We start from the raw sequence: 24,633 nt of genomic DNA, 5'->3' as shown, positions 1-24,633 counted from the left end.
ATTTTATTGACTATCCAAAAATTGTAAAAAAGGCAATAAAAAACATCATTGCGAAAGAACCTATAGCAATTACTACATTTCCATATGACAGCAATTCACTCGCACTTTTCCATCCTTCTAAATAGACCCATGACAAAAGTAAACATACCTATATTAGCAAACACACTTGTTAACAGCTTTCCTACCCAATCTTCCTTCTTTGCAAAGGTTGAATGTGCAATGCGAGATGATATAATTACAATAGTTATTAGACTAACATAGAAAAAAATCCATAAATCTCCAATATATCATTTGGGTGCACAATCCATTAGATACATCCTTCACTTTGCATGAAATCTTCAATCTTTTTCCGTACTACTGCTGGGGAAATTAGTTGAATATGTTCCCCTTTATCGTCACATGTAAAAATTCCTTTGAAAACTTCAGGCATAACGTCGTACTGTTTTTTTAACTGTTCATTAAATTTTTTGAAACAGTCATATTGATATTTTTCCAATAAATAAGGTATTAGAAAAGATGAACGCAAGATTTCGTATTCCTGATAATTATATGGTGTACTTTCTGGTTGCCTTTTTAAGATTTCCAACATCTTTTTCATTAAAATCGCAACTTCTTCTTCGCTTGCATAGGCAGCATATCCTCTAATCGCAGTTAGCCGCATATCCAAATATCTCTCTTTTTTATATACTTTGAGAAAAAAGTCCTTTCCGTTCTCAGGCAAGTCAAATACTATTTGTTTTAATAATACATTACGTTTAGCTATATCCTTTGTATTAAAATATATTTCCATTATTGAATTTCTTTTGTCCATATTTCACACATCCATTCCTAAGCTACGAAGTTACATTTTGTTTTTTAACAATACGGTACGAAATAGTTACTATATTTCTGTTATGTCAAGCGTACCATTTCCAACATGTCTTTACGATTTTAAGCGTTAATTTTCAATATCGTTTTTAACATAAATATCTAAAAACTTATTCCTAGGAATAACTACTTCCTATCCTAAATTGTTGACTCCATTCCTCGTAACTTACGAATGGTACTACAACACGTGGAGGCTTCACCTCTTTGTACGCCTTATTAAAAGCTTGTTTGTAAGTTAACCCTAAATCAGACATATAAGCATCAATACGAACAGCCAATTGCTTTTGGTAGGTATCGTCCATGTAGTCTCTGCCTCATCGATACTCTGGTAACTTGCCATTCCATATATATTTTGTGCCATCGACACTGACTATCCATCGATKCAATGCCCCATACCTTGGTGTTTGTTTCCTTTACCATAATGTTAGTAGCCATCTAGCTTTCTATGTGACTTACGAACCCTTGTATCAAGTGATGACATCCAGACTTTAGTGAGCCGTTTTAATTGTACTAATACTATTATCTATTGTGTTTTTCGGCGAAGAAATATTAGAATTTTTCAAAGATGCCCTTCCTGAAGACGATTTCTCATATTGTGCAGTAGTTTTTTGATTAGCAGTTTAAGCTCGCTATGCTAATCTAAATTAATAATCGAAACCGTAATAATATGTTAAGATTAACTTATATAAAATTAAAGGAATGATCTTATGAAAAAAGCAGTCAAATTAGCTTCCTAAAATTATCTAGATTTTAAATTTTAGGAGGCTTTATAAGATGAAATTCAATAAAATTGATATTAATAATTGGGAACGAAAAGAAATTTTCAATCATTTCTTAAATCAACAAACGAGCTTTAGCATCACCAGAAATATTGATATTACTGAACTTTATAAAATTACAAAAGATAAGGGATATAAATTCTATCCTGTATTCATCTTTTTAATTACTCACGTGGCAAATTCAAATAAACATTTTAGAATGAACTTTAATTCTGCTGGAGAGTTTGGCTACTGGGATAAGGTAGTCCCAATGTATACTATCTTTGATAAGACATCAGAGTTATTTTCAGCCATTTATACAAATACAGATGAAGGTTTTAAAAAGTTTTATGAGAACTATATTTCCGATACAGAGAAGTACAATGGTACAGGAAAACTGTTTCCTAAAACACCGATACCTGAAAATGTCGTCAATATTTCTATGATTCCATGGACTTCTTTTACTGGTTTTAACTTAAACGTGAATAATAGCCCAAATTATTGTTTGCCGATAATCACTGCAGGTAGGTTTATCAATAAAACTAGTAATATTTATTTACCTTTATCCTTGCAGGTTCATCATTCTGTCTGCGATGGTTACCATGCAGCTCTATTTATGGATAGATTTCAGACTCTTGTAGAAAATAAACTAGAGTTTCTTATATAAAGAAAACACGAAACACTGACTAATCTCTTTTAGTTGGTGTTTTTTACTAACCTGTAGGAAAACAGGGTAGTATTATGTGCCTTATTTTGTGTTCCTTGTATCTGATTATTGTCTTTCTGCTTTCCTTCTATATCCACTCAAGTTACTGAACAATATCTTTCTAGTAATCGATTAACCAATTGAGTTCAATGCTCCTTGCATCTGCGTTTTCGCATAGCCAATCATTGTTTTAAGGTTTTCCAATTCCCTTTCAACTTTCAGGCGGTTACCCTTTTCATTTTCATACATTTCAAGTATTTATTCTTTTGTATTTTCCTGCTTGCCCAATTTAGTGATCTGTAAGAATCCCTAAACTGTTCAAACGTGTATTTCCTATCGTTCTTTATAGCGTCTGCCAGTAAAAAAACAGAATAAAAAGCCACTCAAAATGAATGGCTCAATCACAAACTTAGTATTAAATTCTCGGACTAAAAATTATTACTTATCTTGCCAACAATTTTGTTAGTGGCACTACATTTATTGTAATCGCTCTAAATCCTGATATTCTTTCATATAAGGACCATCTTCTGCAACAAATGAATGATACAATGCCTTTACTGCGAAATTTTTCTCTAAACCCATTTCAGATTTTAGCTTTTTTAATTCATCATGCAATGTTCGATGTTCATTTATAAGCTTTAGCATAACTGTCTTATTATATTTCATTACATCCGTCCTTTTTATTTACAACATGAAAGCTATAATACACTATTTTCACTTATAATCGCAAGAACAGCCTTGAACACCCCCACCTCCATCGTCATTTGTTTGTTTTGGAATGTTTACATCAAGTTTCTTTATATAATAAAAACACCTCATATGAGATGTTTAGTTGCTTCAATCTAGTAAATTGTATAAATTCTTCATAAATCTATATTACTGTCCTAAAATCTCCTGGATAGATTGTTCTAAAATATCCATAGCCAGTTCTAATTCATGTTCCTTAATGATAAGTGGTGGAGTGAGAGTAAGCACATTTCCTTGGGATACTTTAAAGCTTAATCCCTTTTCCATACATTTATACATTACTTGCTCTGCTTCAGATATAGCTTTTTCTTTCGAATTTCGGTTTAATACTAATTCTACTCCGTATAAAAGACCGATTCCTCGAACATCACCTATAATTTCATACTGTTCTTGCATCTTTTCAAGACGTATCCTCATATAATTTCCTAATTGATTAGCCTTATCAATTAATTTAAACTCCTCGATATAATTAAGAGTAGCCAATGCTGCTGCACAACCTAATGAACTTTTTTCATGAGTGTAATGACCAAGTGCAATATCTTGGGCAACATCAAGTTCTCCTTTTACCAGCATCGCTGCCATTGGAAAAACGCCTCCACCCAATCCTTTTCCCAATAATACAATATCTGGAATAACTCCAAAGTTTTCAAAAGTGAACATTTTACCTGTTCGCCCTAAAGCTGTTGGAATTTCATCAAAAATCAATAATATATTGTTCCTATCACAAATATTACGTAAACGTTGATAGTACTCTTTTGGTGGGATATGCACGTCTGTACAACGAACAGGCTCTAAAATAATTGCACCGATTTCATTTTCTCTTTCAAGTATATACTCAAGATAGTCAAGAGATTTAAATCTACCATTGTCATCATCAAACAAACCACGATATGAATTGTAAGGAGCTATATGCAGACTCCCTGGCATTAAAGGACCCATACCGTTACGGAAAAGTGCTTCTCCTCCAACTGAAATAGCGTCTAAAGAAGCACCGTGAAATGAATCCCACATAGAAATAGTTTTAAATTTGCCTGTTACCTTTCTAACAAGTTTTAAAGCCATTCCAACAGCTGAAGTTCCCCCAGGAGTCAACAGTACTTTATTTAAACTTTCTGGTGCAATATCAACTAATTTTTTTGCTAGCTGGATCGCAACTTTATTTGTATAACGTCTTGGTGAGAATGGAAGGATATCTAACTGCTCTTTTACTGCTTGAATAACATATTCATTACCATAACCTATTTGATGAACATTATTTCCATGAAAATCCATATACTTTCTTCCATCTATATCCTCTATGTAAATTCCATAGCTTTTTTCAATAATATTTAAACAAGGAGTAGAAAGAGATTGATGTAAATAATACTTGGAATCATCGTTTAAAAGCTCAAATGATTCTTTGCTCAAGTGTTTTCCTTGCCATAAAGTACGAGTTTTTGTTAAATTAATGTCCCCTTCTGTTCTTAAAACTTCAATGTTTTTTTCCATTATTTCTTCTCCTCTCATTATAGGTAATTAATTTTTTTACTTAAACAAAATAACATTTGTTTTTTAATTAGATATTAATATCTTGTAAATCTTTTCACCTAATAACATTTAGACGTAGTTGTTGTGAATCAATAATAATAATCTATGCTCAAAGAACACCGTTGAATCAAAGGGGGGGAAAATTTGGTCGAATTTCCAAATAAGAAAGTAAAGTTCCCTGAGCACTAGCTTCAACTTTAAGCATTGGTAATAATTTGCTCTCAAAACCACACCAAACACTGACCTCTCGACTCGAAGTGTTTTGGCTGTATGACGCAGTTTTCAAAGCAAAAGAAAAAGCCTCCATCATAAGATGAAAGCTTAAATATTATAGTAATCCTCTTGGCAAGAGCTCACTTGTAACTCGTGATAGAGCGACACCACGTTATATGCCATACTCCAAACAGAATTATGGAGTGCAGGTCGATCGTTGGTCTGTCTTTCCCTAATATTGAGGTTATTGAAAATACCACATGACCTACCTCCGAGTTTACATCCTATTTTTCTTATTACAAAACATGCTGCAAGTTTTGCATTTGTTCAAAACATTTTATTAAAGCATTCATTTATAACAATTGCGCCTATCTTTTTGAATCCCACATTTAATCCTCTAAATAATCAAACTTTCTCGCGTGTTCTACTTCCTGAATGGAAACTTGACGTGTTAATTCATCTGTTTCAGAGATATGGTATGAATCCCATTCGTCATTAACGGCAATTTCTTCAGGATCTTCATATAATTCATCATAATCTTCAAAATCTCCTTCAAAATCGGAAGGTGTTTCAGAAGTTCCATATTTTGCTACAACTTGAAACATATCTTCATAATCATGAATATCATCCTTGTCATCACGGCCAGCAAAAGAATTGTCAACTGGAGGAAGCATCACTTGCTCTTCAACCGGTCGATCTGTTGGAACGTCTTTTGCAGTATGTTCAATACAAAAAGAGGTATAAGGCAGTGCCACCAATCGATCATATGGGATATCTTGTTGACAAACTTCACATACGCCATAGGTACCATCCTCAATCTTTTGTAAGGCCGTATTTACTTTTGCTAACTCATCATTGTCATGGACTTTTAACGCCATATCTTTTTCACGCTCGTATAATTCGGTACCCAGATCTGCTGGATGATTATCGATTGTGGACAACTCATCAACAGAATCCCGTAAACTACCTCGTTCTAAATATTCATCATCTGTATCCATTCTTCGTTGGAGCGAGTGTTTTTGCTCAATTAACATATTTTTTAGCTTTGATATCTTCTTCTCATTTAGAATAGTCATCACGTCCTTTTCATTATTATGAACGAATTTGATTGAATTATTTGTTTTAAAGGATAAATTTAAAGACAAAAACGAAACTATATTCTTTGATAAATATGCTATATATAATTAGTTTAGCGTGCGATAAGGACATATTAAATCCGCATGTTTTTTATGCCCTTTTAGATTGTCCTAAAAGTTATTGCCTTCGAATAAAATGCAATTACATTTGATTATTGGAGGCTATTTTATGGATTCTATATTTACTTTTATCTTTTTAGGCATATCAATGGCTGCAACAATTGGACCTGTTAAGACTGTCCTATTGAATACAGGTTTAAAAAATGGCTTTTTTCATGCATGGTTTTTTAGTCTTGGTGCCATAGCGACTGACATTATCTATATGTTTATCGTATATTTTGGAATTGGCCAATTTATCAATTCCATCTGGTTAAAAACAATCCTTTGGTCCTTCGGCTGTTTTGTTCTTTTGTACACCGGTATCGAAAATTTACTGTCGCTACATAAAATTGAGATGGATTCGAAAACAGGGAAAAGGACACGACTGAGACAATCCCTCATGACTGGATTTTTCATGTCTTTTTTGAATCCGCTAACCATCCTTTTCTGGCTGGGAATATACGGCTCCATACTCGCAAAAACGGCTGGTATCTCAACAGGGTATGAAATCATTTTGGTGAGTATTGCCATTTTAATGGGCATTATTTTTGTAGATTTTATTTATGCCTTTTTATCCAGTGTCGCTCGAAAATTATTATCTATACAGCTTTTGAAAACGGTCTCTTTTATCTCAGCCTTATTAATGATTGGCTTCGGGATCTACTTTGGGATGCAGGCTTACCAAGTGTTATTCCAATAAACTCACCGACAGCGCATAAAATAAACACGAAAGGAAACCATACCTTTAAAAGAATATTAGTCGAGGTGTGGTAATGGACCAAGAGAAGGTTAATGTAAGTGTCTGGTGTATTGTAAGTTTGACTTCTATTCCGCTCATCATGACACTTGGAAATTCAATGCTTATTCCCGTGCTCCCTATACTGGAGGATAAGGTCGGGATCACATCATTTCAGTCGAGCATGATCATAACAAGCTATTCAGTCGCAGCTATTTTTCTGATCCCCGTAGCTGGCTATTTATCGGACCGCTTCGGCAGAAGAATGGTCATATTACCAAGCTTAATATTAGCTTTAATCGGTGGTCTGATTGCTGGATTTGCTTCATGGAAAATGGATGACCCCTACGCAATGATTATCGCTGGAAGAATTATTCAGGGAATTGGGGCCGCTGGTGCAATGCCAATCGTATTGCCTCTTGTAGGTGACCTTTACCAGGATGATGACGAAAAAATAAGTTCTACATTAGGGATAATTGAAACGTCTAATACGTTTGGGAAAGTGTTAAGTCCCATTTTAGGATCAATATTTGCTGCGTTTTTATGGTTCCTTCCCTTCTTTTCCATTTCAGCGCTTAGTTTGATTTCGATTGTACTTATTTTTTTCTTCGTTAAAGCTCCTAAAGATGATGATGAACCATTGAAGCTCAAAGAGTTTTTACGGAATACAAAAAAAGTTTTCAAGGAGGAAGGTAAATGGTTATATACCGTATTCCTTAACGGGGTCCTTGTGATGCTCATATTATTTAGTATGCTATTTTTCTTGTCAGAAAATCTGGAAAAAGTTCATGATATAAAAGGGATTAAAAAAGGGTTTGTCCTGGCCATCCCACTTTTATTACTTTGTATAGCTTCATTTATATCTGGTCGAAAAATTAAAGGAAACATAGGAAGGATTAAAAAAATAATCATTGCCTCCTTGATTGCAATGTCTGTCAGTATTGTCTTTGTTGGGTTTACAAGTAAAAAACTGATTCTTTTATTAGTAGTTACGAGTATAGTGGGGATTGCTATTGGTGCACTATTGCCCGCACTTGACACAATTATTACTGACAATATTAGAAAAGAGTTAAGAGGAACCGTATCCTCTTTTTACAGCTCAGCACGATTTATAGGCGTTGCAGCAGGCCCTCCTATTATGTCTCTCGTCATGAAAAATTATCTCAATGCCAGCTATATTACGGCAGGTGTATTAGGATTTATTCTCCTGTTTGTTGTCTTAAAGTTTATCAAAGTAGAGGATATTGAAAAAAACAATGAAATGGCATAAAAATAAAGAGCTTTAGACTGAATGACCTTATTTGAAAGCACATTGTTTATCCAGATCTCATACTAAAATAATTCCGCTTAAAAATACTTTTAGAAATAACTTATAAGAAGTAGTCTCTCGGCTACTTCATCATTTGTTGTCGTACTGGATAATTTCATGAGCTTCCAATAGCGCGTATGCTATCCCATCAAGCAATCTCTGAAGTACTTCAACCTCTCAATCCCCATGCACTATCGAAATTTGCTTTTGCACCTTTTCCTTAATTCGATAATTTAATGAATATATACGACATTGTAATTCCTGTATACAACGGTTGTGCCCACATGCCTTTGGTAATGTTGATTCAATCACTCCAATTTAGCTATTGTTATCAGCTTTCGTTATTGGCTACCTTGCTTCCTCGATTGTTTCAGCCATCTTTAGTAACTGTAACTGTTGTTTGCCCTGTTACATAGTTTCGTCCTCCTAAGTTACGATATACTACGTTTACTAGATTGACTTTAAAGGCATCAACCAATTCGAGCTGTAGCGTCTGCAAACACTACGGCTTTTTTATGTATCTTTAATTGCAAATTAATAATTGAGTGTATCTCACACCCTTATTCGTTTGTGGTGCTAGTTGACCGTCACGGCCTCTCTCATGTTAGAGTCACTACCAATCCAGTGACACTAGTTCACTAGTTTCTTTCCTCAGATTGTTCAATAGCTCCACTATTCAATGTTCTACTAAGGTGCTATGTCATGAGATATAGGTTAACCTTCACTTACATACTTCGCATTACTTACTAAACCAATCCACACTTTTCTTAAATTTATAGATATGATTAATAAGACTAGAGAGTATACAGAATACTTCATACTATGAAAATATAATCTGCAGATTATACAAATTTTGTTTATTTGGAGGTGAAATAAATGAGTTTAACTACTGGCCCAATTGAAAATACAGGAAATCAACCAGCTAATGCAGCTAGTGTTCGTGTCAAAATTCTTAACCTTACGGGAGGTTTATTAACTGGCGTAGTAAGAGTTTTTCGACTAGATGGGTCAAGACAATTATTATCAACAACTCCTTTTGCCGCTATTGCGAATGGTTCTACCTTTGTAACGCCTGGTGTAGTTGGAGCTCAATATGAAGTTGAAATTATTCCAAATCAAAATGGTGGAATATATAGTGTTTATGGACGAACAGCTTCAGGTGTAATTATTGCTGCCCAACGGTTTGTGAACTCAGAATTAACACAGATTCTTTAGAATTTAATGTTAAGATTATAAAAGCCCTATACCAGTGTATAGGGCTTTCCATATTCATTCATTTACCTCCAGCTTATCACTCCTTACAGCACATTTTCTTTCTGACATGAACTTCAAATTGTCCAGCTAATCCCCATTCATATCCGAAATTGTAAATCTATCTCACCCTACTATTAGCTTCTAATGACTTCAGACCAGAAACTATTCTTCACTCCCCCTCCTTAATGTCCAAACAACTGTATTTGATATGAATAAGATATTTAGAGAATAGGAGGTGAATATAAAATGGCATCATTTGAAATAGGGGCGAGAGGTCTTTTCAATTTTCGAAACGAACGCTTTTTCGTATTAGTTGAAGATGAAATTACAATTCCAGAAAAAGGTGTGGAGATTGATCCAGTTAATATCTATGAGATTGACCAACAAACTTTCGATTTTATCAGAGATGAAGGAGATACACCTCTAGTTGTACCACGTTTTAATCTTCCTCCTGTACCACCTGGATTTGAATTAGAACGAAAATGTATTTTTACAGTCGATAATTCATACTTTGTGATCTATGAATTAGAAAATGGCACTGATAACTTTGTTATTTTAAGAATCAGTGCAGCTTTATTTAACTCATTGAGAAATTCTGGTGTTCGTGAATGTATTCCTCAAAATTTTATTAATTAATAAAAAAATTATTATATTTATAGTAATGTTCAGCAAGAATCCTCTTCCTTGCTGAACATTTTATTCATTAAATAGACTAAACTAATAAGAGGATAATATGTTCAATATATGAGCATATATCCTCTTTTTCAATACATATTAGATTTATTAACTCGATTTAAAAATATTAGTCTAATATGTATATAATATAAGTGAACATACATTTGTTTTTGTGGTTATTATATTCCATATCGAAATATAATCTGTTAGAAAATGAGCGTTACTATTACTTTTTAGGGGGAAGTGCTATGAGAGTTCAGGAGGTTATTTTAGAAAATAACATTAAGCGATATATATTACTCGACCAAGAAGGAATTCCCGTACTAGTAGCCATGAAATACATAAAGTATTTAGATAAGACGGGGAAAAGCTCTAATACGCAGAAATCGTATTGTTATTCCTTAAAGCATTTTTTTACCTATTTGAAAGAAGTGAACAAAGATTATAAACATATTCGATTAGAGGATTTGGTGGACTTTGTGGGGTGGTTAAGAAGTCCTTACGGAAATTCCAAAGTCGCTCCGATTAAACAAGAAATAGCAATACGAGCAGAAACAACTGTTAACCATACCATCACAGTTATAGCAAACTTTTATGACTATTTATTTCGAAATGAAGAAGTACAAAATGACATGATGGAAAAGTTAATGAAACAAGTGTTCACTGGAGGTAACACACGTTACAAAAGCTTCTTACACCATATTACTAAAGATAAGCCCTCCGCAAGAAACGTACTTAAATTAAATGAACCACGTAAAAAAGTAAATACACTAACGAAGGAACAAGTACAACAAGTATTGCAAGCAACTACGAATATCCGAGATAAGTTCCTGATTCAATTGTTATATGAAACGGGATTTCGTATTGGTGAAGCTATAGGTCTCTTTATGGAGGATTTTAAATTTGACTTTCAAAAAGGACATCGAATTCGCCTTGTTGAGCGAGGGGAATTGGAGAATGGCGCTAAGTTAAAAACCGGAGAAAGAGAGATATACGTGTCACAATCCTTAATGGATTTATACGATGATTATTTGTACGAAGTGTTGGATGAATTAGATTTAGATTCAAACTTTGTTTTTGTGAAAATACGAGGTGGAAATGTCGGGAAACCAATGGATTATTTGGATGTAGAATCTCTATTTAAGCGTTTAAAAAAGAAAACAGGAATAAAAAAGCTACACCCTCACCTATTTCGGCATACACACGCTACAATTTACTATCAGCAAACAAAGGATATCAAACAAGTGCAAGAACGATTAGGACACGCTCATATCCAAACAACAATGAACTTATATTTACATCCTTCTGACGAAGATATTCGAGAAGATTGGAATAAGGCACAATCTGCATTTAACCTAAAGAAAAATGACTAAAAGGAGTTACTTAGATGAAACAAATGAAGATTATTGGATCAGAAGAAATAGGATTTCATGAAGGCTTAGAAAGTGAACTTTCAACTTATTTTGATAAAGTAATACACGAGGATGGCTCGGTTTTGGTTGAACAAATAAGTAATCCCTATTTCCTCGTCAATGACAAATGGAAAATCAACGATATAGGTAAAATTAAACAATTTAAAGAAGAGGTAGAGAACTATAAGCATTCAAACCAAAATGTTCATTTTCGATTCAATAATCCTTTGGTTAACTTAGAAGTGAAATATGTCTATTACCAACATTTATTTAACGATTATTGGTCAATCACGTATGCCTTTGTAAATCAACCGCCATTAAGACGAGTGACGGAGTTCATAAACGAAAAGTACCCCAAACTATCATCAATGTTGGAATTGGATATTGAAAAAGCAGAACGAGAGTATATATTTTGGTTGAATGAAAAAGGAATCCAAACTCAACAAATAAGAAGAAGAAAGCTCCAGAAAGACGATATAGGTAAATCTCCCGTTGCACGTTTTCTGAGAACTATTTATACAGCCCTTTTGTTGAATAAAATGACTAACATTTATAAAGGTCTTTATTATTTTTGAAAAGACTTTATTAAAGTACATTAAGATTCGATATTTTAAATAGATAAAGACCAAACATATTAGTCATATAAAATATGTTTGGTCCATTAATTTATTTAATTTTTTTCGATTTTAGTCTTGATAATACTCAAAGTGTACAGTAAAGTTTCTTTGTTTTTATGACACTCACCAATAAACATAGAATAGGTTAACTAAAAATACATTTTGTGTTAACCTATATACATACCATTATTTGGAGGTGTGTGTGTTGACTGACAAAAATAAAATATTACTTAGTTCGGTTGGCAGTTTGGCTTTATTTACTTTAGGAGGATACAGGATATTCACTAACAACTTAGAAGTTATGTCCATACTAGTAGCCTATATTTTCTTTATTTGTGGAGTTATAGGCTTTGTTTTTAATGTAGTAAGGTTGTCAAAAACTCCACGTACTTAGCATTGCTTCGTTGCAATGCTTTTTTCGTTTCCCATAGTCATTCATTCTTTCATCTGCACAAAATATTGATTTGGTCGAGTTTTGATCTAAGGAAATTGGAACGTTGAAAAAAAGAGGGATCCTTTTCTTGATGGTTAAGATAAATAGTGATTTTTCTAATATATTCACTACCATCTAAACTTCTATAAATCCTTTTAAGTGGGGTATACTTATAAATAGTTTTATGCATTAAGCATGAGTAGTTACTCTTATAGATACAATGCGTCCCTCATTTACCTCCAACTGAAATAATTGTATTGAAAGAAAGGTTGGATGCTAATCTTTGATAAAAAGAAACTGCTTTGGGAGTGGAGTAAAAATTAGTGCTTATTTAAATAAGGGGATGATAGATTGAAATATATTTCTGCTTTGATTGGATTTATTTTTATTTCCTTTGGCAGTTTACTAATGAATATCACTGAAAATGGAGAGACATTTACAAATGTAACATTAAGGATTTCAGGGTTCTTTGCTTTAATTATCGGTTTAAAATTTATTTTTCCTAATATGGGCTTTATAAAAAGTAAAAAATAACCAAGTAATCATATGGACACTTGGTTATTTTTTGATTAATGAACAACTTTTCAGTGTTATAGGTTAATTAGCAAACAACCCAGCACCAAATCAATATAGACTAGTGCTGGATTGTTTTTTAGATACTACTTAAATTCAATTTCCTCTGCCGAAGCCCCTTTAGTATACGTAATGGTCGCTCCATCAGGTAAATTTCGTATTTCTTTTACATTTTTTCCTTCGATAATAATTTCACCAATTTTCGTACCTTTAAAGTCAATAATCGCATTTCCTTTTTTTGGACTAATCGTTACTGTTTTATCCGCAAATCCTTCCCCATGGAATTCAGCATATTCACTAAATACCGCAATTCCATTTTTAATATTCGTATTTTTCCCTAACGATAGCGAAATGCTTGGGCGATTCATGATCAGTTTACCTGTTTTGTAGTTATCAAAATTGTATACATTTTCAGGTGTTATTGGTGTTGGTATTTCCTCATTGTCTGCTTTCAAATCAATTTGAACTAATACTGGGTCATGATCTGATGCACGGCCTTGTGCTTCTGTAAAGTTCGCATTTATATGAATCAAGTCAATTTCTGTAACGTCAGCAAGCTTATTCGAAACTAAAATATGATCCAACACTTGATTGTTTCCTTGGAAGAAGTACGTAAAACGATCTTGCTCCGGGGCTTTATCTATCATATTCGTTAAAACATCACCCTTTAACGTTTGAAGAGCTGGTGTGAATTCAAAGTCATTCATGTCCCCTGCTACAATGATATTTAAATCTGGATTAATGGCAAGTCCTTCATCGATAAAATCATTGATGGCTTGAGCAAGCTGAATACGTTTCTTTACTGATTCTAGCACTGGTGGCTGAGTTGGTCCCCAAAGTGAACCATCTCCACCTTTAGAGTTTAGGTGAGCTCCGATAATCACTACACGTTCTTTCTGGAATTCAAATTCGGCTGCAATTGGTTTTCGTGTATCTACAAATTTTGATGGATCAACAAAGCCAGGATTTAAAGCGAGACTTCCATCTGCTGTCCACGTATTGGTTTGGTCACCCATCCCTTTTATACCTGACACTAATGAAACACGTTCTGGATTATATAGGTAACCTACACGAATATTACCGCCAGGTGCACCACCTACTGTATTGTTAATTGGCATGACATCAATCCAATCATACGCAGGACCACCCGCAGCTTTAATTGCATGAATTAATCGCATATAGCTTTCCGATGCATCCGCATTTCCTGAATCAGTTTGTCCATCATTATCTTGAACTTCGACTAATGTAATAATATCTGGTGATTTCATATTATTCACAAATGTCCCTGCAATTCTGGCTACTTTTTCGTTTGTTGTATTGGCAGGATTATTTGAAAAGTTTTCGATATTATAGGAAGCGATATTTAACTTGTCCGCTACTGGTTCAAGATGCGTCACTTCTTGCTGAAGATTCGCTTTTGTCACTTCTGGGAAGACTTTATTTGTGTTCAGTCGATAGCCATCTGTAAAATTCTCTACAAATCCGATAAGGGCATCATTAAAACGATCACCTGAATCATAATTTTTACCAGCTACCCCTTCAAGCATAATTTTTTCTGGGTTATAATCATCGGCCGCTATATTTAAACCACCATTCACATTGAATGTATTATTAGTTGTGCTCGGTACAACAATTGGAGAATCATTATTATAAATCGGTCCTATTACTCTCGCATCCGGGAATGATACCAGCATATACTCGATAGATTCCCAAAAATCGATGCCATCTTCTTGTGGGTCAAAAATTGCAAAACTATCATTATCGATAATTTTATTTGGTGGCAACAGATCCTCCCCTATCACAAGGGCTTCTGGAGTTCCTGCTATACCTGTTTTTGTAATATTTGTTGCTGCAATTTGTGTATCTGTCAATCGAGAGTTGCCACCCGCCTCAACTACATTTCCTGAAACGTTAATAACGTCCCCTACTGCTACATTATGTCCTGTCTTATTTACTTTGATAGCAGTTGATTTTACGCCATCAAATGACGACTCGTTTTCTTGCATAATAAAGCTAGTTGAATTTAAAACGAATGTTACAATTCCCGCCACATCATTTACTGTTAAATCGACATATGGTGATTTATGGCTTGCCCCTTGAATATCGCTAATCTTGGCATTTTTAGTATCAATAATTTCATAAACAAATGTAGCAATTGCACTGTTCGTTAATCCTTCTTTCACTGCAATCGCTTTAAGCGTCATTGGTTTATTAACAAGGATTTCCTCTGTATACTTTGCACTAGCTGTTGTTGGCGTTGAGCCATCCACTGTGTAATAAATCGTTGCTCCTTCCGTCATTGTAGAAAGGGAGACTTTCGTGCCAGCTGTTACGCCCCCGACGTGAGAAGCTTTGATATCCTGCACCTTTGTTACATCTTCAATAACGCGAAGAGGGAGCAATTGATGGTTTGTATATTGACCAACAATCCCTGTAATTTCCCCATAAGTTTTTCCACTCACTAAACCAGAATCTCTTGTTTTATCGTAAATAGCAAATGGGCCTACTTCGTCAGTACCTGTAAAGTTTTGACCCGAACCAGTAATAGTAACATTTTTAATTGTAACTAGTTTCGATTCATTGTCTTCCGCAACCTCATTACTTTTAATAAGATGTGGCTCTGGTATTGTCGAAGGAACAGGCATACCAACAAGTGAAATATTCGTTAATTGCTTTAGACCGCTATATTCATCTACTCGTCCTTGCACCGTCACTCGATCACCGACATTTGCGGCAAGACTATCCACAGGATAAATGGCTATCGCCGCCCCATCTTCATCTTGAATGTGCGCTGTAGCCGTTTCTAATTTTGCTGTCACGATCCCTGATACGATAACAGTTTGCCCGATTTCTTTATTACGAGCTTCCGTAATAGATATAACAGTTGGCTCTTCTTTAACCGTATAATCAAAGGATGCAATGTCACTATCGTCTAGGCCTGTTGCAGTAGCAAATGCTTTTATAGTCATGGCTTCATTTATAACAATCCCCGCTGCTGCATCATAAACCTCACTAGCTACTGACGGTTCAGAACCATCGATTGTGTAATAGATGGTTGCATTTGGGGTATTTGTAGATAATGTTACTTTCGTTCCTGCATAAACTTCGCCTGTTGCTGGTAAAGCCTTAATATTCTCTACTTGTGTTGGCTCATAGTTTGATACTAATTGGAAGCTTTCCGCGCTTAACGTTTTTAATTGATAGGTCCCGTTAAAAATTGACGCAATCCCTGTCACTGTGATGACATCATTGTTATTGAAACCATCTGCTTCAAACTGAGAGAACTGATAGCCTGTACGGTTATCATGGCGAATTAACAGCTCGTTATTTGCTGCATCGACTGCTTTAAATTCAAATGTACCATACGTACCAGATGGCGCTAAATCTTTAATCTTCACATTTTCAAGTGTGATTAATCTTCCTTGTGTGCTATCATCCGCAATCGGTAAATTTACTGTCTGCGGTGTAGGTGCCGTCCCTGTAGAAATCCGTTCAATTGTCGGTGAATTAAATTGAACTTCTCCACTATATAAACTAGTTTTCCCTGTGATGCCGACAATATCTCCAACAGCTAAGCTCCCTGCTTCTGCAGAACTAGAGAAGACATATACCCCTGCTGTCTCATCCTGTACATAGAAGGCCTTGCCTCCCCAGCTACCAGGTAATGTCGTAACCGTCCCTTGAATTTGAACTGTGCGGTCTGTTCCAACAGCTGCACGAGCTTCGGCAATTGTTGCTGTCTCGGGAGGATTTGGTTCAGTAGTATCGTCCCCAACAAACTCCATTGAAGTTGGTGATTTTAGCCCTGCATGGTTGCCAAAATATTTTTCCAGTGAACCTGTTATTCTAACTTTTTTCCCAAGATTACTTGGGTTAGTAAATAATCCAAAATTGGCTCTATAGGAGCTTGGTAATTGAATATACAGCATTTTCGTGACATCTGTTTCATCTGGTGTATCAGCAATCGCAATATTTGTGTCACTATCTGCTATCACAGAATAAGAAGTTTCACTTTTGGCGAACCCTACTATATATCCCTCTACAGTAACATTACTCTTTACTGCGGTTGGATCAAATTGATTGACCGCTTCCCCCACTCCAATTGCTTCTGTCGTTTCGGCCTTTACAACTGTGAAGTAAGGTGAAATCATAGAGATTACAAGTAAAAATGATAACGCTATTTTGGTAACGACATTACATTCATATTTCTTCATTCGCTTAGCTCCTTATGATTTTAGTCTAAAATAATCTTTTCCTTAGGTTTTACATGGAAGTTATTATTCAATTACTGTGTTCCCTACAACGGTTAACCCATCTAAAGAGAGGGTTACATTCGGTGCATAAATGATTAAATCTCCCGAAATAGTACCTGTACTACCAGTGCAATCGGTGTTACTACAACCGCTGAAGCTGTTAATGCGTTCAAATACTTGGATTTCCCCACCTACTCATACTTTGCGTAATCCCTCCCTATTCCTGTTTAGTAAAGATAAGTTTTAAATCCTCTTAACAAAATTATCGGTAATTATCAAACAATACCAAAATATTGTTTAACATAATAATTTTAACAGAAAAATAATAAATACTTTGTTATTTAATATGAATATTCTAAATTCTATGTAAAATAGTACATATTTATCTTTTACAATAGTCATTCGAATAGTAGTTTTATATTATGTAATTACATTTTCGTATGAGCTAATGTACCAGCTCAGTTCCGGCGGCATAAAAAAACTTCACTACTTTTGTAGAGAAGGACTGACATGACACCATAATAGCAGCTCGCTGAAAGATTGTTGCTTGATTGATTCCCTTCCACCTCCTTCATATGAAGCATCGAGATACAGTAAAACGTACCATAACCCATCGCACTTGTTGTCATAGTGGATAATAAAAAGCCCTCCATTTGTGGAAGGCTAAAGTCAATTCGTTTGGTTTGTTATAGTAAGGAACATCTAATCTTTTAAAGGTTCATCTTCTTCCATTTTCGAATTTTGGTTCTGAAATTTGTAAATGGAGCAACTGAGTTAATATGAACCCACTTCCAAACGGGCCAATTAGCTTGTGTTTTTGCCCATCGTCTTTGATCAACTTCAAATAATTCCTTTTCTGAAAGGGTATTTAACCACTCACATAAATGATTGACAGCTTCATTAAGCATTGCTTGTTGTTCCTTCAAAGAGTACTCTCCGTATTGTTTATAAAAAGAGTTATACAATCCACTTAGATTATTCCATTTATAGCCTTCTGCAGGTGTATGTACTTCTTCGCACTTTTGTTCTTTTTGCTCCCAGTGAAGCAAAAGATTTATCCAACCAAGTTGATAAGAAAGATTTTCAGATGGCGTTTTATCAACTTCTTTAATCCGTTTGTTTTTCAAGATTTCTGGTATATCATGAAATTCGGCAATATATTTTTTATACTTTTCGTTAATCGTACTAATCAATTCTTCTTTGTTGGCATACTGTCTCACTCTATTTCCGTCCCTTCCACCTATTTCTTAAGTTCAGTCTAACATAACGCGAATACGCTAATTTTGAAATTTTTTTTAAAAAAGTTGTTATATGGTAAGTGTTACCTTCTATTTTTTCGGTGGATGTATAAGTAACCAAAATTTACACACACTAACCTTGAGTGTATTACCCATAACGAGTGAAACAGAGGGTTTTATTACGTTCTTCTTTTCTTATGTGTGATGATTAATAATAGAGGTGCTTGAAGTGACTACATTCGGAAAATGCTTATATATCGCATTCTTCATCATTATTTTTTTATTTACAACCATTTGGAATTATATTAAAAATGGTCATTGGGCTTTGCTAGAAAATTTATTCTTTGCCTTTTGGGTGGCCAGTTTCTTATTCATGGCATTACTACTTAGAAGTAAAAAAGAAGAATCGGAAAAAGCTGAAAATAGAAGCTGATTTGCCTGATTTAACTAGTGTTAAAATCCGCATCTATATTTGCTGTAGCTCTAATAAGCTGCAGCTTTTTTATTGTTGCATTCATAAAAGCTAGTCAGAACTACTATTTTATCGGTATATTAAAACTTAAAATGTTATACTATTCAATAAATTACTTTGAAGAAAGGAACGTGAATGATGGAGGCTAAGACCATTTTGTTAGATCAACTTTTAGCTAATGCAAATGACCCAAGTTGGTATATCTCATTTTCTGAAGTCGTAGAAGGGTTATCTGAAGCAGAAGCCTTTTGGAAACCCGATTCTTCTAGCCATAGTATGGCTGAAATTGTCCAGCATCTAATCTACTGGAATGAAATTTGGCAAATACGGTATCGAGAAAATCAAGTGAAGGCTCCTTCGCAAACAAATAATGCGAATACGTTTCTAGTTAAAGAGGAGGTAACTTTCTATGAATTAAAAGAAAAGTTATTACATATCCTACTTACGTGGCAAGAATTAATTGAGGAAGAGCAACTTTTATCTATCGTAAATGGGTTCCCTGTGAAAGCGCAATGGTGGGCCATCATATCTAATGCCGCTACCCATAATGCCTATCATATTGGACAGCTCGCCTATTTACGTAAAATGGAAAAATAGACATTTATATGCTATACTCTTAAAATAGGACTACTGTTAATAGTCCTATTTTTATTTGTTGCCGCTTATTTAACTCAAATAACACCAAAGGGAGATGCATGTGAGCCTAGAAGAAATTACACAGATCTATTCATTTTTCTTAACAACGCCACTTATAGTAAGGCTAGTTGTATTTAATTTTATTTTTAAAGCCTACAAACATACTATGGTTATTTTATTGGATGCGATTGTTTTAGTATCAACCACTATTTGGTTAATATTGATTAGAGAGGTCATTTTCCCTCTGCCTTCGTTAATTTTAAATGTATTTAGTGTACTCTACATCCTATTGATTATTGACATTTCTCTCAATTATTATCGCTTAAAAAGGCAGAGTTCCTTGCAGTGAAAAGCCCAATTTATACATATAAACAAGCTCCAAATAAAAGAAAAAAGCATCTTTTTTCAAGATGCTTTGCTCTTACTATTGGGGCAATTCTTCTGGTGTTTTCTCAAATTCAAGTATATGTCCATCAATTTTTGCTCTTTCTAGTTCCTCAATAAATTCTTCCTTACGTTCATCAAGTCTGGAGTCAAGTGTGTTTTGATAACCCGGAAATAGATTGTAATCTACTGGTTTCCCCATAAGTTCACCTCTTATTCTCAGCTTTTTTATTTATTATAGGGTATATTGATATTTTCTGACAATTGTTTATGTCAATTTTGATTACAAGGACTGACAAGACAATACAACGGAAGTCTTATAAAAAATGCCTACCTATACTTTATTGCCCATAAAATTATGCTGATAAATCGAAACAGCAAGGTTTATCTTTGCCTCTAAACGTGCAATTTTCACAAACTTTGTTGATAATCCCTAGACTGTTCCTCCCCTTTTTCACGGAAAATAAAAGCATTTTCCCTCAATTAGGTATGCTACAAAATCTTAAGAAATCTTCATAATTTTTCTCAATAATTATTAATAATTACCATTTACAATAAGAAAAGTCGACAATAGATTAMCATAGTTAGGAGCATCTTGTCTTGGGCGTTACAGATATTATGAATAACATTCGAATTTTAATGTTGCCAGTCATCCTTATAGTTGGTGCTGAGTTCTTACTTATTGGACTTTATTATTTCCTCTATCATAAAAAACAACAGTCAAATCGAAAAAAAATAAACTTTAAGCAACTGATACTTGTAGCACTCTTTATCGGCTATATTGTATTTGTGTGTGAACTAACGATTTTTGGACGTGGTTCTTCCCATTTCATGCAAATGAATCTCCAACCATTTAGTGGCTATATAGATGCATGGAAGAAATACTCGTTACGTGATCTTCAAAATTGTATTTTTAACATTTTAATGTTTGTGCCACTAGGCATTTTCTTACCTTTACTTTTCTCTAAATTTAAATTGTTTAAATGGATTCTTCCTGTAGTGGTGATGGCAACCTTATCCATTGAAACGTATCAAACACTTACTGGAGCAGGGATTTTCGAGCTTGATGACTTAATCAACAACTCGCTTGGTGGGATTATTGGATACCAGTTATATAGACTAGGATCTTCTATTGTTCAGCATAAAAAAATAAAAATGAAAAGTTTGATCGGAAACCTAGCCATTCCTCTCATGATGGGTTTGATTTTTATTGGCATGATGATTGTCTACGCTCAACAGGAATTTGGTCATTTAGCAATTAATGCCTACACAAAATCAAATATGTCGGATGTTGATGTAATAACCTCATTAGATTTACATACAGCATCTACCGTTGCCCCCGTGTATAAAAAAATAATTCATACAGATGAAGTTGAGACTTTGTTGCAAAAGAAATTGGATTTATCTGAGTTAAGTCGGCAGGATATTAGTGGTGATCGTGAGCTCTTATTGAAAGATAAAGCCGAGAACTCGTATACGCTATTTATTAATTCAGAGGGTAATTGGTCGCTAACAGAAGATCTTTATACGCCCGTACAACCTTCTTTAGCTGTGCAAGAGACACTTGTGAAGAAGGCAAAGAGTATGATGCATGAGCTTTCTCTCCTTCCTAAAGATGGGGAGTTTACAGCTTTGGATAATGGCGTATTTGAATGGACGCTTCCTGACCAAGCTGAATTGAACCAAGATTATTGGCTTGGTGAGGTAGAGCTCGGTTTGAAGCCAGATGGTAGTTTGTATTCATTATCGTATAATATTCATGAGCATCAATTGATCCGTGAAGTAAATATTTTGTCACCTGCAGAGGTGTATGAGCGAATTAAAAATGGCAAATTTCCACAGATAAAATATAATGCACTCGTAACAGAAGAAGAACTGTTGATAAAAAAAGGCGATCAGCTTACTGTCGATTTAATAGAGCTCTCGTATATGTATGATACAAAAGATTTCTATCAACCCATATACAGAGTTTCTGGTACATTCAATGGAAAAAGTTGGTTCACCTTGATTCAGGCGAGAAAGTAGCTTTTTTGATACCGCTAACTAAGGAAAGCCCAGACTTGATACTGGGCTTTCTTTTTATATGAGTTGAAATAACATCTCAAACTTTGGAATACTTCTAACAAAATGGACACCAWCAACAAATAACTACTTAAAAATACTAGTGTTTTTAGATTTTATCTAATCTGTAGCCTAGGTGTCCGTTCAATTAAAGATAAGAGAGTTGAATATAATATTTATATTGAGAGCATAAAGGAGGGTTAGAGAATGTTCGGTAAACATACATGTCAGAACTGTTGTCCAAATGAAATGAAATATTTTCCAAAAATTGTTGCGCTTCCTGGTCCTGTTGTTCCTGTYCCTTCACCAGATCGAAGTGTTTTAGCGTACGGATCCCTTAGAGGAGATACATTGGGCCCTTTATCACCTGATCCAACACCCGTCACTTTCCAAGTGGTTGGTCCGCTATCAAATGTTACGGTTAGCCCATCTGGGAATGAATTGGTCGTTCAAAATGACGGTGTCTATCAAATCACCATTTCGATTAATTCGCAAGCAACAGCAGCCCCTGATCCTGATCAACCATTTTTCACAGTTAGCATTACCGTCAATGGTCAACCGATTTTTCTAAACGGCATTGCAGTCTTTAATGTTGTCAATAGAAGTAGCTCGGCCTATGTGGTCCAAGCTACATTAGCCGCAGGGGATTTGGTGGGAGCCAGTGCAGCTTCAGATTCCTTCGTCGCTAGTTATGCTAACCGCTCCTTAACGATTGTTCAATTGAGTAGTTAGATTAAAAGTATATAAAGGACAGTAGCTCTCATCTCTAAATTTTAGAGATGGGATCTTTTTGATTTGACGAGGAGTGTATTCGGCTTCCTCTAATACTTATTATTTATTTCTTACTCATAATCAAGTGACGCCAAGTCTGTTCTTCTCCTATTTTTTAGGTACGCCTGMATGATCATGTGTTATAGTAAAAAAAATAGTTACATGAGGTGGAACAATGGTTAGAAGAAGATAGCTAGCCTCCTAGGTTGTCAGTAGATTTAGGGGGCGAACTTAATTGATAGGAGTGTTCTATACATGAAACAAAATAAATATGATGAAATCAATTTCTTTTCCGAATATGAAAAAATGCCACGTTCTGTTCAAGGACTAGACGCGGCAGGTGAATGGCACGTATTAAAAGCACTTCTTCCAGATTTCCAGGATAAGACCGTACTTGATCTAGGCTGTGGCTTCGGCTGGCATTGTCGCTATGCCCGTGAACAACAGGCAAAATCAGTAATTGGTGTGGATTTATCAGAAAAAATGCTGCAAAAAGCGCAGGAAAAAACGAATGATCCTTTTATTACCTATTTAAAGATGCCGATCGAAGATATCCATTTCTCCGCTTCTCAATTTGATGTAGTAATTAGTTCATTAGCGATTCACTATGTACAATCCTTCGAAGCACTTTGTAAGAAGGTTTATGCTTATCTAAAACCTAATGGTTCATTTGTCTTCTCTGTAGAGCATCCTATATACACATCACGCAATGAACAAGATTGGGTATACGATGAGAATGGCAACCGCCTGCATTGGGCAGTTGATCATTATCAGACAGAAGGCATTCGAGAAACGACCTTCCTTACCGAAAATGTTATTAAATACCATCGCACACTGTCTACTTATATGAATGTCTTAATACAAGCTGGATTTACGATAAGTGCGGTGAAGGAACCTATGCCTTCAGAGGAAATGCTAAAAAATATTCCGGACATGCAGGATGAACTACGGAGACCTATGTTTTTAATCATTGCAGCTGAGAAAAAATAATCACTGTGTGCTTAGGCAATATGGATCGGGTATCGCTAAGTATACAGCTATATCGTATATAAACAAAAAACCAGATGCTCTCTTTTGGGGAGCACCTGGTTTTATTGTGAAAGTGAATCTTACTAACTTACTTAGTTTTGATTCGTTATAATACTACGACAACTTGAGGCGCTGAACAAGTTAAAATATTTTCCAATAGGATTTTAGGGGGAATTAATGCTTTTTCGAGAAAATAAATCATTCTATCAAATTTTAAGTCTTTCTTAGTTTCATTAAAATAAGAAATAATGAAATCTCATGACTGACTAACGATAGCTCATGACACAGGGTCATTTACCAATGACAGCCCCACTGTATAGGTGGGTGACTATTTGCTATTTTCACATAATTTAAAGTATGTTTCTACAAACTGAAATTGATAACAATGCTCCCCCAGCTCTAACTGAAAAATTTCTGCTAAAAGCATGAAATCCACTTCATCATTCTCGCATAGTGATTGAAAAGCAGTACAAGCAAGACATGCGCTGTTACAACCTTACAGGTCTCTATGGTTTTAACTATGATAGGTGAAGTTACTAATTTTTCGTGCTATTCATAAAATATGCTGAAGAATCAAGTCTGTAAAGGAACATTAAACAAAAAGACCAGTCACTCTTTTAAAGAGAACTGGCCATTTTGCGTTTAGGTTGAAGACTATGAAATATCTTCATTCATAGATTAACATATTATACTGAACAATATCTGAACAACCATACAAAAAAGACTA

Annotated in this window: 22 protein-coding genes; 13 read left to right on the top strand and 9 right to left on the bottom strand. The window is 34.7% G+C overall.

Features of this window, described 5'->3' with window-relative positions; genetic code table 11:
- Nucleotides 1-307: 307 nt before the first annotated feature.
- Nucleotides 308-811 carry a hypothetical protein gene (locus ACHZEU_RS00845; RefSeq protein WP_053075697.1) on the bottom strand — a complete coding sequence of 168 codons (504 nt, stop codon included), beginning with the start codon at nt 809-811 and terminating at the stop codon, nt 308-310.
- Nucleotides 812-983: 172 nt separating this feature from the next.
- A complete protein-coding gene (locus tag ACHZEU_RS00840) occupies nt 984-1,169 on the bottom strand; it encodes a hypothetical protein (protein WP_404803904.1) in 186 nt (61 codons plus the stop codon).
- Nucleotides 1,170-1,641: 472 nt separating this feature from the next.
- On the opposite strand from ACHZEU_RS00840, the gene catA reads away from it, so the two are divergent.
- The gene (gene catA, locus ACHZEU_RS00835; protein WP_054550359.1) at nt 1,642-2,292 is read left to right on the top strand and encodes a type A chloramphenicol O-acetyltransferase; all 651 of its coding nucleotides are present in this window, start codon (nt 1,642-1,644) and stop codon (nt 2,290-2,292) included.
- A gap of 516 nt (nt 2,293-2,808) precedes the next feature.
- Here catA and ACHZEU_RS00830 read toward each other — a convergent pair.
- The 3 genes from ACHZEU_RS00830 to ACHZEU_RS00820 form a co-directional block, all read right to left on the bottom strand.
- Nucleotides 2,809-2,997, bottom strand: a complete 189-nt coding sequence (locus tag ACHZEU_RS00830) for a hypothetical protein (protein ID WP_054550360.1) — start codon at nt 2,995-2,997, stop codon at nt 2,809-2,811.
- A 210-nt stretch (nt 2,998-3,207) separates the two neighbouring features.
- Nucleotides 3,208-4,566 carry an aspartate aminotransferase family protein gene (locus ACHZEU_RS00825; RefSeq protein ID WP_054550361.1) on the bottom strand — a complete coding sequence of 453 codons (1,359 nt, stop codon included), beginning with the start codon at nt 4,564-4,566 and terminating at the stop codon, nt 3,208-3,210.
- Between the two features lie 641 nt (nt 4,567-5,207).
- Entirely contained in the window at nt 5,208-5,888 is a 681-nt protein-coding gene (locus tag ACHZEU_RS00820) for a TraR/DksA C4-type zinc finger protein (protein WP_103119087.1), read from the bottom strand.
- Nucleotides 5,889-6,123: 235 nt separating this feature from the next.
- Here ACHZEU_RS00820 and ACHZEU_RS00815 point away from each other — a divergent pair, with 235 nt between their 5' ends.
- Nucleotides 6,124-6,753: a LysE family translocator gene (locus ACHZEU_RS00815; protein WP_048392575.1), complete on the top strand. Its 630-nt coding sequence runs from the start codon at nt 6,124-6,126 to the stop codon at nt 6,751-6,753.
- Between the two features lie 73 nt (nt 6,754-6,826).
- Entirely contained in the window at nt 6,827-8,059 is a 1,233-nt protein-coding gene (locus ACHZEU_RS00810; protein ID WP_279495210.1) for an MFS transporter, read from the top strand.
- 409 nt (nt 8,060-8,468) lie between these two features.
- Here the strand turns inward: ACHZEU_RS00810 and ACHZEU_RS00805 are convergent, their stop codons facing one another.
- Nucleotides 8,469-8,597: a hypothetical protein gene (locus ACHZEU_RS00805; protein ID WP_279495212.1), complete on the bottom strand. Its 129-nt coding sequence runs from the start codon at nt 8,595-8,597 to the stop codon at nt 8,469-8,471.
- Between the two features lie 377 nt (nt 8,598-8,974).
- Here ACHZEU_RS00805 and ACHZEU_RS00800 point away from each other — a divergent pair, with 377 nt between their 5' ends.
- The 5 genes from ACHZEU_RS00800 (at nt 8,975) to ACHZEU_RS00780 (ending at nt 13,023) form a co-directional block, all read left to right on the top strand.
- Entirely contained in the window at nt 8,975-9,313 is a 339-nt protein-coding gene (locus ACHZEU_RS00800; RefSeq protein ID WP_048392571.1) for a hypothetical protein, read from the top strand.
- A 285-nt stretch (nt 9,314-9,598) separates the two neighbouring features.
- Nucleotides 9,599-9,988 (top strand): hypothetical protein, encoded by a 390-nt coding sequence (locus tag ACHZEU_RS00795; RefSeq protein WP_048392570.1) that lies wholly within the window; start codon nt 9,599-9,601, stop codon nt 9,986-9,988.
- A 287-nt stretch (nt 9,989-10,275) separates the two neighbouring features.
- Nucleotides 10,276-11,400, top strand: coding sequence for a site-specific integrase (locus ACHZEU_RS00790; RefSeq protein ID WP_259950421.1), 1,125 nt, complete (start codon nt 10,276-10,278; stop codon nt 11,398-11,400).
- 14 nt (nt 11,401-11,414) lie between these two features.
- Nucleotides 11,415-12,014 (top strand): hypothetical protein, encoded by a 600-nt coding sequence (locus ACHZEU_RS00785; protein ID WP_279495213.1) that lies wholly within the window; start codon nt 11,415-11,417, stop codon nt 12,012-12,014.
- A gap of 826 nt (nt 12,015-12,840) precedes the next feature.
- Entirely contained in the window at nt 12,841-13,023 is a 183-nt protein-coding gene (locus ACHZEU_RS00780; protein WP_269898312.1) for a hypothetical protein, read from the top strand.
- A 125-nt stretch (nt 13,024-13,148) separates the two neighbouring features.
- Here ACHZEU_RS00780 and ACHZEU_RS00775 read toward each other — a convergent pair whose 3' ends face one another.
- Nucleotides 13,149-17,276 carry a chitobiase/beta-hexosaminidase C-terminal domain-containing protein gene (locus ACHZEU_RS00775; RefSeq protein ID WP_279495214.1) on the bottom strand — a complete coding sequence of 1,376 codons (4,128 nt, stop codon included), beginning with the start codon at nt 17,274-17,276 and terminating at the stop codon, nt 13,149-13,151.
- Between the two features lie 749 nt (nt 17,277-18,025).
- The gene (locus ACHZEU_RS00770; protein WP_115673276.1) at nt 18,026-18,535 is read right to left on the bottom strand and encodes a ClbS/DfsB family four-helix bundle protein; all 510 of its coding nucleotides are present in this window, start codon (nt 18,533-18,535) and stop codon (nt 18,026-18,028) included.
- 247 nt (nt 18,536-18,782) lie between these two features.
- On the opposite strand from ACHZEU_RS00770, the gene ACHZEU_RS00765 reads away from it, so the two are divergent.
- Together ACHZEU_RS00765 and ACHZEU_RS00760 are read left to right on the top strand one after the other, a co-directional pair.
- Nucleotides 18,783-18,986 (top strand): hypothetical protein, encoded by a 204-nt coding sequence (locus tag ACHZEU_RS00765; RefSeq protein ID WP_048392560.1) that lies wholly within the window; start codon nt 18,783-18,785, stop codon nt 18,984-18,986.
- Nucleotides 18,987-19,160: 174 nt separating this feature from the next.
- On the top strand, nt 19,161-19,622 hold the full coding sequence (locus tag ACHZEU_RS00760; RefSeq protein WP_048392558.1) for a DinB family protein: 462 nt from the start codon (nt 19,161-19,163) through the stop codon (nt 19,620-19,622).
- A 463-nt stretch (nt 19,623-20,085) separates the two neighbouring features.
- Here ACHZEU_RS00760 and ACHZEU_RS00755 read toward each other — a convergent pair whose 3' ends face one another.
- A complete protein-coding gene (locus ACHZEU_RS00755) occupies nt 20,086-20,247 on the bottom strand; it encodes a hypothetical protein (RefSeq protein WP_279495215.1) in 162 nt (53 codons plus the stop codon).
- A gap of 398 nt (nt 20,248-20,645) precedes the next feature.
- On the opposite strand from ACHZEU_RS00755, the gene ACHZEU_RS00750 reads away from it, so the two are divergent.
- The 3 genes from ACHZEU_RS00750 (at nt 20,646) to ACHZEU_RS00740 (ending at nt 23,867) form a co-directional block, all read left to right on the top strand.
- The gene (locus ACHZEU_RS00750) at nt 20,646-22,070 is read left to right on the top strand and encodes a VanZ family protein (RefSeq protein ID WP_404803903.1); all 1,425 of its coding nucleotides are present in this window, start codon (nt 20,646-20,648) and stop codon (nt 22,068-22,070) included.
- 243 nt (nt 22,071-22,313) lie between these two features.
- Complete coding sequence (locus ACHZEU_RS00745; protein ID WP_404803902.1) at nt 22,314-22,838, top strand: hypothetical protein; 525 nt, start codon at nt 22,314-22,316, stop codon at nt 22,836-22,838.
- 294 nt (nt 22,839-23,132) lie between these two features.
- Nucleotides 23,133-23,867 (top strand): bifunctional 2-polyprenyl-6-hydroxyphenol methylase/3-demethylubiquinol 3-O-methyltransferase UbiG, encoded by a 735-nt coding sequence (locus ACHZEU_RS00740; protein WP_048392554.1) that lies wholly within the window; start codon nt 23,133-23,135, stop codon nt 23,865-23,867.
- Nucleotides 23,868-24,633: the final 766 nt, after the last annotated feature.

Origin of the sequence: Lysinibacillus sp. S1, assembly GCF_044986265.1 — a bacterium.
Classification (GTDB): domain Bacteria; phylum Bacillota; class Bacilli; order Bacillales_A; family Planococcaceae; genus Lysinibacillus; species Lysinibacillus capsici.
This window is presented reverse-complemented; position numbering and strand designations above follow the sequence as displayed.